Origin of the sequence: Vibrio sp. 99-8-1, from assembly GCF_013114595.1 — a bacterium.
Classification (GTDB): Bacteria; Pseudomonadota; Gammaproteobacteria; order Enterobacterales; family Vibrionaceae; genus Vibrio.
In genome coordinates, this window is the sequence record NZ_VTXE01000018.1 from 1 (window position 1) to 11,534 (window position 11,534).

The following is an 11,534-nucleotide window of genomic DNA, read 5'->3' on the forward strand; positions in this document are numbered from 1 at the left end:
TTTATCCTTAACGCAAATAGCGATAACACCCCAATTGATAACGAAATACGTGTTTTTCTGCTGACATTGCTTAACCAGTTTAAGCATCAGGATAAAGAGTAACAGATAAAAGACAGGCACCATTGTCGGTGCCTGCTTTCGTAATTATCTTAATAAATTCAATTGGATACCAAAAATTTCAAATTATAGAAAAAATTATATTAGTTTTTTCATGAGGTGCCTGTCCTCGTTGTCCTAAATTTATTGTTATGTTTTATTTTCTGGTGAGTGCACTTTTATTGCGCTCATATGCTCTTTCACCCATTTAATGATAGGTATGGTTGAGAACAAAATGAGCAAATATAATATACTATGTATATTAATGCCCTCATCAACTAGTTTGCTTACTCCAATATACCCTAGATACAATGCACTCCAAAACGGCAACCCCATAATTGCCAATGCAGTTCCTATCACTACATTTTTGTTAAACGGTACATTCTCGTTTGGACTCATATAGTGATGGAACATTATAAAGTTGAATGAACTTGGATAAAGCAACCTATAAATATCATTTTTCTCATTTTCCTTGATGTATTCGAATACGAGATAGAACTGATAATAGAGAACTGAAAAAAACTTATAAAGTGTGAAGTAGTAGAACAGCAAAACAACAGCAATGGCATCAGGCCTCTTCAATTCAAACGATATGATCGGAACCTTTATGACTTCTTTTCCATCCACATTTGATATCAGAAGTACCAGCAAAATGAGTGAACTGACCAAAAATGTAAGGTGTTTTGATAGAAGCTTCCCTGCTTCAAATAGTGTATTTTCCAATATTGACCTCCCACTCAGTTTGATAAAACATAACGCCCTGTTAAGGTGTGAGCAACGCAATACAAAAGCCGCCGCATACCACCTTAAACACTAAGCGCAACGCATAGTGAAAATGCCACGCGTTGCGAATCACTCTTGAACAGTTTGTTAGGCGAATTTTACTTTCGAGGTCGTGCTTTCTTTTTGTAGATGACAACTTTCCAAGATATTTCCCTATTATATGATTCACTGATTACTTTAGATGTATCGCGTTTATTTTTACTCGAAAATACATCATCAGGTAGTTCTTTCGCTAGGTCATAGAAAGCGCCTAAAACTCCTTTCAACATTGAACCATATTCATCCCCCCACAGGTATTTAAGAGACAAATCTATATCAACCTTTTGACAACTAGCTATAAATTTCGAATTGCTAAAGTTTGATTGCAAAAGTATTCGATCAATTTCAGAATACACTTTTTCATATTTCTGACTAGTTGCCTTTGCTCCAACAACAACTAAAAGACCATTATTGCGTAAGTTCTTCATACAATCATAAAGTTCGCTCTCGAACTCTTTGACTTGAGAAACTTCCGTTAAAAAATTGCTGAATACTACTAAATCATATCGATGCTTTTGAGTGTGACGCCTAACTATATTATCACCATCAGTACCAATATCATGCATTAGAAAGTGCTGATCAAAGGATATATTTTTAAAATCATGGAATGTTCCATGATGGTATGGCACATTCCAGAAGTGTTTATTTATAACTTCATAGTTTGCATATTCAGTAAAATGATGTAGCCAGTTTCTAAACTGATGACTTCTCTCTACATAATCAATTTTGAAGTTTTGATTGTTTTTGGAAGCGAAAAAGTCAGAGAGCGCAAACATGGACGGTCCAGGACCGGTACCAACATCAAGAATATCAAAGGGGTATTCGCTCTGTTTTTCTACAATCAGATTCAAATTATCAAGCTCTTTAAATATCAATTGAAAACGATGGTATCGATCCAAGAAATGGATTAGCGCATAAGCCTCTGCAGTACCAACGTCTTCATACGTAATTTGATCACAATTTCTAAGTACATTTTCAAATTGGGAGCATATTTCAACCAAAACCTCGGGAGATGAAGTAAGCTGCTTTACATAACCTAATAGCACTTCATTCATCAATTCAAACTGCTTTTTCATTTTACTCTCATGTTGATTTTGTTATTCGCCTAACGCCGCGTTAAGTAGTGAGCAACGCTGCCACAAAACTGAACCATAGCACCGTAAACACAAAACCCAACGATAGAATGAAAAATGCCATGCGTTGGGAATCTGTCTTAAACGCTTTGTTAGGCGAATTATTTCCGGCGATTTTTACGCTTTGACTTGTTGGCTATTTTTCTTTTGGCTTTCTTTTCTTTAGACGCCTTACTTTTTGGTTTTTTCTTTCCAAAAATTGAGTCGCGATTTAACTCTTGCATAACAGGAACTACAGGAGAATGAGTAAACTCCTCTCCGTTAAGCATAGCCATATATATTTTATCAAAGATATTTGATTCGGAAATGTCTAGGGGAATAAAATCGGCTTGAGCCTCTATGAAATGTTCAAGTCCGCCGTAGTTTAAATATGCTCCAGCGTACTCAAGTTCATCAGTGCCAAACACCTTGCCATGTAGTTGCGATCTTTGATTTAAATAGTTATAAAATTCGTCATGTTTTAACCCCAAGAAGTTAAAGCCATTGATCATGCACTCCAAATCTTCAATATTTATAACCCAAGGGTATGTATCTTCATTTTCCTTTTCCAAAAGCAATGATAAATCAGTAGCTAAAGCGCCAAAATCATCTCTTGTTATGCATATACAGTAAATATTCTCAAATTGTTCTAATCTCAGCTCTCTAAGGTGGTTACCTTTTTTATCATATAAATTGGCAATACAATTTTTTCTTATATTATCTTCTAATGCATGTGCTTGATTATATGCTTTTTGGATACCCGCATTACTTTTAAAATGGTCGTTGATTCGTGTGAAAGCTCTAGAAGGATCACGCAAAGGTTCTCTAGGAGGAGAGGCTTTAGCCTCTACGACGATAAGATTTTTCTCATGTATAATTACTAGATCATGCTCATGATGGGATTTGTCTGTTTCAAAAGCACTCTCGTAAAACTCGGCATCTGTAGGAAGTATTTTCTTAAACTGGTCGATAGTTTTTTCTTCTAGCCTTCTATCTCTTGCTTTGAGAAAAGAAGCAGATTTTTTACTTTTAGAGAGTACCTTCTCAACATTCTCTATAATTGACTGATAAAAAGAATTATTAACAACAAAATATAACTTCTTTCCGTCTACAGAGAAAATTGGCTTTGATGTGACCGGATTAGTATCAGTGATATATTTAATTTCATCAGACTCCCCTCGAATTGTAGTGAAGTATGTCAAAATTGATGATTTTACTTTTTCGCCAAATCGGTCTTCTAAATCGGATATATCAATTGCGTATAGCTCATTTGTACCATTAAAGAACTTTTCAGTTAGCTCCTTTAGTTCCTGATTATTTTTAACACTTTCCAGAGCAGTATTAGAATCCAAGTCCATTTGCTTTACGAACTCAGCATGGTGGTCCTTCATTTTGTTGACAACAACTTTCAGCTCTTCAAAATGCTCCATGATTCTTTCTTCAAAGTAGTCGCCTACTGCGAGCATTTCCTCGTGAGAGATACCGAATGTATCAATAACTGTTTGCTCAAACCCCGAATAATAATATCTAACCCTAGACTTAATCTGGTCTGTAGAAATCTTAAATCCACCTGCAAAGTAATTTATAAATGCAGGCATTGCGACATGTCGATCTTTGTGCCATTTCTCACTAAGCCCTTCAATCTGTTCTCTTTTCTCAGGGAAATAGGCAAAAGCATACTTATTAAAAATTGAGTTCAGTATCTTAATGATTTGAGTCGATTTACCCTCGTCTAATACTTTTTTCTCAGATGGGTCAGGCTGGTGACTTGCAATTGCAAGCAAGTACATTCCTTGCTTTTGAGGAGAGGATAAGTAGTCTCCTTTCTGATTCCCAGCTACGAAGTTTCTTTGCTCCATTGCTACAAAATTAACGATATCTTCTAAAGATAACTCACTCGTTATTCTTTTTAGTTTTGCAACTTCTGAGAGGAGTTCTTTGTGTAACAACGTATTCATCATTTACCTATTATTATATTTTCGTGGATACCACTTTATTCGCCTAACGCCCTGTTAAGGTGTGAGCAACGCAACACTAACGCCCCTGCATACCACCTTAATCACTTAAACCAACGCATGATAAAAATGCCACGCGTTGCGAATCACTCTTAAACAGTTTGTTAGCCATACTGCCATACTTAGGCACGCTTCATTTTGTTTGCTAACTTGTTGTTAATTTGAATTTTTTTATTAAGCTGATTTGGAGTAAGTTTGCGCTTTCGCATAACGTCTAAGTAAAAGCTTTTTTCCCAATCATTAATCCAACCTTTGTCGTAAGCGTAAGTTATTGCCTCTGCATTTAGCGATTTCTCATCGTCTTTTCTAACCCGCTTTATTGCTTGGAAAATCTTATCTGAAGGTAAACCAATGAACTTCTTAACACAGCAGTTTCCAACGGTCGCATAATTAGAATTTAACTTGTTCTTAAGATTACAAATTTCAATGATAGGGAAGTGCCCACACAAACAACGCTCGGGTTCGTCAGCTTCGTATATTTCGTACAGAATCCATTCAGATTTAGCTACATCCCATAGCTGCGATTGAGACAGCTTAATTATTTCTTCTGTTAATTTATATTCCGACATACTTACCTCGTATGGCTAACGCCGCATTAAGGTGTGAGCGGCGCTTGGCTATACTTGAGCGAAGCGAAAGCGCCAAGCGTTGCGAATCACTCTTAAATGCTTTGTTAGGTTTTTTGCGTTGATTCTTCTACTTTTTCTTTTTTACCACTCTTTTTATTGAAAGCTTGACTAGAGTGAATCATGTCTCCAGATTTTATACCTTTTTTAAACTTTCGGATATCCAGTTTCAAGGTACACCAAAGCCAAAAATCTACTCTAAATGCCACTTTCAATAAGCTATTTTCCACAACATACTGTGCAGCTAGTTGACCTGTTTCATTCCCTGCTAAAAGCTGTAAATATATTGCTTCTTTATCAATGAAGCCATCAAGACTCTTAGTCTTAATAAAGCGATACTTCCGGATAAACTGACTTAGCTTTACAGCGATCAATGGATACTCCTCAGACACTAGCATTACCGCTTCATCAAGCTCTTTTTCAAATTCTTGAGAGTTGTCTGCATACTGGGAAAAAGCTCTCTGTCGACCATGTTCCCAATCCTTAAGTTCAGTGCTTAGGTTTTTGGTATATTCTTGTGCGCCTTTAACCTCAAGCATTTCAAAGTTCAGTTTATATAATGATGTAATAGCTTTACGCATTGAACGTCGACGAAGATTTCTCGATTTAACAGCCCCTGCCACCTCACTAAGAAACCAGCCTACAGCGACACCTAAAATGGGTAGTATGTCTTTTATTTCCACGAAAATCCCTCTGAAACCTAACACCGCATTAAGGTGTGAGCGACGTTTGGCTATACTTGAGCGAAGCGAAACTGCCAAGCGTTGCGAATCACTCTTAAATGCTTTGTTAGGCTGATCTACACTTTCGACAGTATGACTGTGCTCGCTTAGTTCCATTCGTCATAACTCGATAACCGAAGTAAGCTTCTACTTCTTGAGTTGTTTTGGCAATCGTATTGCATGTCGGTGATGGGCACTGAGCTATAACACCTTCAGGTTTCACTTTCTTAACAAAGGAGGTAACTTTGTTTTTTGCTTTGTCCAATTCACGCGTTGTTAGACTTTTAGAACCGATAGGCTCTTCGACTTTATATCGACGATAGAATTCTGTACATACGAAAACCAACCCACAAAATACAAAGAATGGCTCATATGACCCTTCAGGATCTAGCATCCACAACATACCCAAGATAACCAGTACAATAATTGCACCCAACTCTAACTTGGCAATTTTACCCAAGTTTTTAAAATTCATAGTAAATAACTTTCTCCTCGTGAAGCCTAACGCCTTGTTAAGGGGTGAGCAACGCAATACCGATGCCACCGCATACCACCTTAAACACTAAACGCAACGCATAGTAAAAATGCCACGCGTTGCGAATCACTCTTAAATTTATTGTTAGGTACTTTGCGCTCCGATGTTAAAAATAACACTTCATTTTTTATATTTCCAAGATACTCAACCAAGTTCGCAATAAACTTTTGAGAAAAATCCGACGTCTTCACCAATTACCCTGTCAACTGATAGATTGTGATATTCTGCAAGCCATATATACTTTTCTTTAGCCTTATCATTAGGTGCACTTTGATAAGCTTTTTCAATTGATTTTGCATGAATACTTAACCATTTAGCCTTTTCGAAGATTCCCTTAACGACAAGGTCTTGCTCACAATATACCTTGATGTAGTCTATAAAGTACAAGCCATTTTTATCAATAAGAAAATCACTAAAATAATCACTCCTCATAGGCTTTCCATTTTCATTTCTTTTTACCGTAGGACTTACGAAAGTATTATAAAAATCTTCGCCAACTGTTATTATTGGCATTAAAGCTTCTGACTCTAGCCTTACAGTGTCAATTGCAGCTGGACCTATCAAAGTATTATCTTCACTAAACAACCAGCTAAACTCTATCCCTCCACGAAGAAAAATACCATCATGCACGCATTTAGCCTGAACAATTGAAATATAAGCTATAAATTCCTCAAAAAAAACAGGACTCATATACCTTCCCATTGGAACATTAAGAAAAGCACAGTCAGAAAAATAAGAAAACTTTCTACTCTTTAAAAAAGGCGCCATATATAACCAAGGTTCATAGTCCGCTGTAAATATCTCCCTGAGACGATTTACTTTATCTACAAGATTTCTTATATCCTCCTTAGTATCACACTTTCTTATGTCATTGCTCATTCCCAAAATATCTATAAAAACAACTATATTTTCATTAATGTTATCTAAATTCATAATCCCCACCAAGATCTATACCTAACAATTCTTATACGACAAAATGTCCATATAACATATTTCTAAATTGTCGTATATTAATCTAATTTTATATAACCTATCACAAAACCATATATAGAACATTGCGATAGCCATTTATTGTTTTTGAAGTTGGTCGAAAAAAGAGACAGTCGTTTTAGAAACTGGACATTAGGTGAATTCTACTCTTTCTGTATATAAAAACAGCTAAGGTTGCTTAATGAAAAGTTTATTTCTGCTTAGTTTAAAAGAACATATGATGGCGCGGCATTATGCCAAAAGAACAATTAAAACGTATCTGTTTTGGGTTGTGCAATACATTCGCTTTTTTAAGTTAAAACATCCAAGTGTGCTTACTACACAACACGTTGAACAGTTTCTTAACCATTTAGTAATAGACAAAAATGTTTCTTCCAGTACACAGGCTGTTGCGCTTAATGCTCTTCGATATTTATATATTGAGTACCTTCAAGTCGCAGACTCATTCGAGCTTAACTATCAATACGCGAAACGAGCAAGGAAGCTCCCAACGGTGCTTACGCATGTTGAGGTTAAACAATTGCTTAGCCACTTAAAACCAACACTTTCATTGCCTATTAAGTTGATGTACGGCTCGGGGTTAAGGGTGTCTGAATCTATACGTCTTAGAGTTCAAGATATCGATTATGACTATTTAGCAATTAAAGTTTGGCAAGGGAAGGGCAATAAAAATCGCATTGTGACTTTGGCGCCAGAACTAATCGATGGATTGAAGTTGCAAACAGAAAACGCCCGACATTATTTTAATATAGATCTGCTTAATGCTAACTATGCTGGAGTCTGGATTCGTCCATCGTTGCGCCGTAAATATCCTTTGGCTTCAACAGAGTTTGGTTGGCACTATCTATTTCCTAGCGGTAGGTTAAGTCTCGATCCTGAGACAAACCTATTGCGACGGCATCATATAAATGAAAAGAGTTTGCAACGGGAGCTTAAAAGGGCGGCCAACATGGCAAAAATTTCTAAAAATGTCACTTGTCATACCTTAAGGCACAGTTTTGCAACTCACCTTTTAGAAAGTGGTGCGGATATTCGTACGGTTCAAGAACAGCTTGGCCACCAAGATGTGAAAACAACTCAAATATACACTCATGTTTTACAACGAGGGGCACATGGAGTACGTAGCCCTTTGTCATCGTTGATTTAGCAAGGTTTACGTTGGGTAGAAGTTACCTAATACCGCACTGCATTGATTACTAACAGTTTGGTATTAGGTCAGAAAGGAAATAACTTAGGCTTTACCTTGGCTCTCCAAGTAAAGTACGGTGGCTGCCACTCGTGATTTTACTCTTAGTTTCTTAAGTAAGCTTTTAATGTGTACTTTTACCGTTGCTTCTGAAATAAAGAGTCGTTCGGCAATTTGGCGGTTACTGTAACCACGAGCTACCTCAACAAGTATCTCTTTCTCGCGTTCAGTTAATGAGCTAAACATGTCATCGGTTTTGGATTGATCGCGCATCACATCAAGTACCACCTGACTGTATGCAGAGCCGGTGTCCATGGCCTTTTTTAGTAGCTCGACAAGTTCATCCGGTTCGGTATCTTTTAGAAGGTAACCGTCTGCACCAGCTTCAATGAGTGCGCGGATATCTTGGCTGTTATCAGATACCGTTAGGACGATAACGGTTGATGTTACCCCTTCTTCTCGCAGAACTTTTAGGGTATCCAGTCCAGACATGCCCTTCATGTTTAGATCAAGTAATATAAGGTCAGGCTCATTCTTACAAGCCAGTGTAACCGCATCGGCCCCATTACTTGCTTCAGAAATATCAGTAAACTCTTCTTCATATGAGAGCAGCTGACTAATACCACGTCGCATCAGTGGGTGATCATCAACAATAAGTACGTTCCAGTTTGACATTCGTTTTTCCTGTTATCTATCAAATCTTGTACAACAAAATTATTACCATTCGTTGTGAGGCTTGATATTACATCTGTAATGGGAAAAGTAGCTGAATTGTGCAGCCTTCTCCTGGTTTACTATTAATATGTAAATCGCCCTGAAGGCGATCTGCTCTTTCTGCCATTATAGTTAAACCATAGTGATTTAGCTTTTCCACTTCGGTGCAGAACCCGGTGCCGTTGTCGGTGATATTGATATTTACAATGCCACCTTTCTCTTGGCAACTTACTCGAATATTTGACGCTTGGGCATGCTTAATAGAGTTAAGAACGGCCTCTCTAATTAACTGAATAACATGCACTTGATGGTTGGCCCGCAGCGAAATGGACGCCAGCTTATTATCCAATGTTATCTTAGCATCCGTCTGTTCTTCTAATGGTTTAAGCAATTCTTGCAACGCCTCGCCCAAATTTGCTTTGCCTATGGTCAATCTAAAGGTGCTAAGCAACTCTCTTAACTGAGTATAGGTTGCACTAAGCTGAGTATCGATCTCTTTAGCAGTGTCGCGTGCTTGTGGGATGTTCTCTTTGGCAATGCTGCGATTGAGTAACGTGGTTTGAATTTTAAGATAAGAGAGTGATTGAGCGATGGAGTCATGCAGCTCTCTGGCAATGGTGGCGCGCTCTTCCATAAGCAGTAATTGTTGAGTCTGTTTTTGGGCATTGTTGTAGTATACGCCGCGCGACATAATGTGAGAGACATTGGTGATCAGCTCTTGATCAGGGCAGGGTAGTATAAACTGCCATTCCAATCTTCCTAACACGTCATCATCCAGTTTTAATGGCTCTGAATGCCACTCGTCTAAAGTTGGTGTGCCCGTCTCGATTGACCATTTTGCGTTTGACTCTTCTACCGTCATACGAACGGCGGTGATCCCTTCGGTGGCTTGTAACAAGTCGAGCATATTTCTAAAATTTTGCTCGTTCAGTTGACTGGCGGACAACTCTTGCTGACAACCGTATAGAACCTCTAGAGAATTTTTGGCATGTTCGAGGCGGTGGGTTTTTTCCGCTACCTTTTGCTCAAGCTCCAAGTAGTGCTTCTCTAACTCAGAAGACATGCCATTGAAGGCGTTGCCTAAAATACCTAATTCATTTTGGCTATCTAGCCGTACTTTAAAACCAAAATTACCTGACTGAACTTCGCTACTTGCCACCATTAATTGTTGCAATGGTTTTACCACTTTACGTTGTGAAAAGTAGATCACATAAAAAGCAGTAACCAGTATCAATGAAAAACCAAACCCATAAGCGAGTGATAGAAGCTGTAATTTGAGTTGAGAAAATTCCTGTAGTTCGTAAACAAATCGATCAATTTGGTTAACAAATTCAGCTACACCGACTAAGTAAACATCCTTATCTTCTGATTGCAAGGCAGGTTGTAGCGCTCTCCATCTGGCCAGAAGTTGATGATAGTTTTCGACTAATGAGCTGGGGGTAAACCATTTATCAATCCCACTCAGGGTTGGCGAATAGAGTGAGCGTTCATAGTGAATGAGATGCTCAACAAACTGCTCTGAGTGTGTCTCAATATCGAAGGCTAACCGGTAGCTTTGCATCCTTAAAGAACCCGCAATATTTATCGCTTCGGCGTCGTCGAGGTTGGAGTAGAGCGAGTAGAGAGTAATGCTGGTGGTTGTCACTGACAGCAGAAGAATGAGGGTCATTGCTCTTGCGATAGTTTGAGTGATTGATTTTTGTGCTTTCCGCAAGACGCTTCTCCTATCCGTTTTAGAATTGCTTATTGTGTGAACTAAAGCCACTTCAATTATTGATCTCGCTCAAGTCTATATCTTATTTAACCCTTATGGGGTATTTATTCACGCAATGCAAATCTTAGACTAAAGTTATTAACAATAAGTAAAAAAATAATGAAGTAAGTGGAAAAAAGTTGTTTTGTTTTAAATCACTTACAAGATGTAAATAACAATACTGTAATTAGAGCAGTTACCGAGGAAAGCATTGGTTGATCTAGCACGACGCCGTTTGTTTAGCAGAGCACCGAAAACTCATATTGATATTGCAGCGCCACAACGTATGCCATGGCTTGTAAAAGAGCAAGCATTTATTGATGGGTGTACTCGATGTGGTAAATGCATCGAAAACTGTGAAACCGCCATCATTTTTAAAGGTGAGGCAGGGTTCCCTGAAGTCAATTTCAAACTGGGTGAATGTACGTTCTGTGAAAAATGCGCGGATGTCTGCCCTGAGCCTCTCTTTCTCTCCCGAACTGAACCTGCATGGTCGCAAGTTGTTGCGATTGATGACAATTGCTTAGCCAAAAAAGGGGTTGAGTGTCGGGTGTGTGGAGAGATGTGTGACTATGCAGCTATTCGTTTTAAGTTACAGATAGGTGGTACCGCTCAACCTATTTTAAATGAGAAAGATTGTTCAGGATGTGGTGCTTGTATTAAGCCATGTCCTTCGAATGCAATACAGGTTAAACAAACAGGAAGTGAAAATGAGTTATCACGTTAGCAGTTTGGCAGTTCACGCTGCGGCAGACCAACTCGAAACGGTAAAGTCCGCCATCGAGCAGATGCCGGGTGCGGAAGTACCGGGTACTAGTGAAGTGGGTAAGTTAGTGGTTGTCATCGAAGGTGATAGCCGTGACAGTCTCGCGGATCGTTTTGAAGAGATTAAACAATTGCCAGGGGTGTTAGCAGCAACCTTGGTTTTCCATCAAATGGATGAGCAAGTTGAGCTTGACTGAG

12 protein-coding genes are annotated in these 11,534 nt (G+C 38.4%); 3 read left to right on the forward strand and 9 right to left on the reverse strand.

Annotated elements, in window-relative coordinates; genetic code table 11:
- Positions 1–246 precede the first annotated feature (246 nt).
- The 7 genes from F0227_RS11605 to F0227_RS11645 form a co-directional block, all read right to left on the reverse strand.
- Positions 247–819 (reverse strand): hypothetical protein, encoded by a 573-nt coding sequence (locus tag F0227_RS11605; RefSeq protein WP_171753375.1) that lies wholly within the window; start codon positions 817–819, stop codon positions 247–249.
- Between the two features lie 158 nt (positions 820–977).
- Positions 978–1,994: a hypothetical protein gene (locus tag F0227_RS11615; RefSeq protein ID WP_103163841.1), complete on the reverse strand. Its 1,017-nt coding sequence runs from the start codon at positions 1,992–1,994 to the stop codon at positions 978–980.
- 158 nt (positions 1,995–2,152) lie between these two features.
- Positions 2,153–3,988: an NERD domain-containing protein gene (locus tag F0227_RS11620; RefSeq protein ID WP_171753376.1), complete on the reverse strand. Its 1,836-nt coding sequence runs from the start codon at positions 3,986–3,988 to the stop codon at positions 2,153–2,155.
- A gap of 179 nt (positions 3,989–4,167) precedes the next feature.
- Positions 4,168–4,614: a hypothetical protein gene (locus tag F0227_RS11625; RefSeq protein WP_171753377.1), complete on the reverse strand. Its 447-nt coding sequence runs from the start codon at positions 4,612–4,614 to the stop codon at positions 4,168–4,170.
- Positions 4,615–4,718: 104 nt separating this feature from the next.
- Entirely contained in the window at positions 4,719–5,510 is a 792-nt protein-coding gene (locus F0227_RS11630) for a hypothetical protein (RefSeq protein ID WP_171753373.1), read from the reverse strand.
- Complete coding sequence (locus F0227_RS21940) at positions 5,461–5,868, reverse strand: hypothetical protein (RefSeq protein WP_171753374.1); 408 nt, start codon at positions 5,866–5,868, stop codon at positions 5,461–5,463. The genes F0227_RS11630 and F0227_RS21940 overlap by 50 nt, the downstream gene beginning before the upstream one ends.
- A gap of 204 nt (positions 5,869–6,072) precedes the next feature.
- A complete protein-coding gene (locus F0227_RS11645; protein ID WP_171753378.1) occupies positions 6,073–6,861 on the reverse strand; it encodes a hypothetical protein in 789 nt (262 codons plus the stop codon).
- 238 nt (positions 6,862–7,099) lie between these two features.
- Between F0227_RS11645 and F0227_RS11650 the strand changes: the two genes are divergently transcribed.
- A complete protein-coding gene (locus F0227_RS11650) occupies positions 7,100–8,065 on the forward strand; it encodes an integron integrase (protein WP_171753379.1) in 966 nt (321 codons plus the stop codon).
- An 84-nt stretch (positions 8,066–8,149) separates the two neighbouring features.
- On the opposite strand, the gene F0227_RS11655 is transcribed toward F0227_RS11650, so the two are convergent.
- Together F0227_RS11655 and narQ are read right to left on the reverse strand one after the other, a co-directional pair.
- Positions 8,150–8,779: a response regulator gene (locus F0227_RS11655; RefSeq protein WP_171753380.1), complete on the reverse strand. Its 630-nt coding sequence runs from the start codon at positions 8,777–8,779 to the stop codon at positions 8,150–8,152.
- A gap of 67 nt (positions 8,780–8,846) precedes the next feature.
- Entirely contained in the window at positions 8,847–10,532 is a 1,686-nt protein-coding gene (gene narQ, locus F0227_RS11660; protein WP_171753381.1) for a nitrate/nitrite two-component system sensor histidine kinase NarQ, read from the reverse strand.
- 250 nt (positions 10,533–10,782) lie between these two features.
- On the opposite strand from narQ, the gene napF reads away from it, so the two are divergent.
- Both napF and F0227_RS11670 read left to right on the forward strand, forming a co-directional pair.
- Positions 10,783–11,298, forward strand: a complete 516-nt coding sequence (gene napF, locus F0227_RS11665) for a ferredoxin-type protein NapF (RefSeq protein ID WP_171753382.1) — start codon at positions 10,783–10,785, stop codon at positions 11,296–11,298.
- Positions 11,282–11,533, forward strand: a complete 252-nt coding sequence (locus tag F0227_RS11670; protein ID WP_253822083.1) for a chaperone NapD — start codon at positions 11,282–11,284, stop codon at positions 11,531–11,533. Before napF ends, F0227_RS11670 begins: the two co-directional genes overlap by 17 nt.
- Position 11,534 lies beyond the last annotated feature (1 nt).

Bases quoted from the DNA above. Each gene is read 5' to 3' on its own strand.
- F0227_RS11615 (WP_103163841.1), bottom strand. From the start codon at position 1,994: ATGAAAAAGCAGTTTGAATTGATGAATGAAGTGCTATTAGGTTATGTA.
- F0227_RS11620 (WP_171753376.1), bottom strand. From the start codon at position 3,988: ATGAATACGTTGTTACACAAAGAACTCCTCTCAGAAGTTGCAAAACTA.
- F0227_RS11625 (WP_171753377.1), bottom strand. From the start codon at position 4,614: ATGTCGGAATATAAATTAACAGAAGAAATAATTAAGCTGTCTCAATCG.
- F0227_RS11630 (WP_171753373.1), bottom strand. From the start codon at position 5,510: ATGGAACTAAGCGAGCACAGTCATACTGTCGAAAGTGTAGATCAGCCT.
- F0227_RS21940 (WP_171753374.1), bottom strand. From the start codon at position 5,868: ATGAATTTTAAAAACTTGGGTAAAATTGCCAAGTTAGAGTTGGGTGCA.
- F0227_RS11645 (WP_171753378.1), bottom strand. From the start codon at position 6,861: ATGAATTTAGATAACATTAATGAAAATATAGTTGTTTTTATAGATATT.
- F0227_RS11650 (WP_171753379.1), top strand. From the start codon at position 7,100: ATGAAAAGTTTATTTCTGCTTAGTTTAAAAGAACATATGATGGCGCGG.
- F0227_RS11655 (WP_171753380.1), bottom strand. From the start codon at position 8,779: ATGTCAAACTGGAACGTACTTATTGTTGATGATCACCCACTGATGCGA.
- F0227_RS11670 (WP_253822083.1), top strand. From the start codon at position 11,282: ATGAGTTATCACGTTAGCAGTTTGGCAGTTCACGCTGCGGCAGACCAA.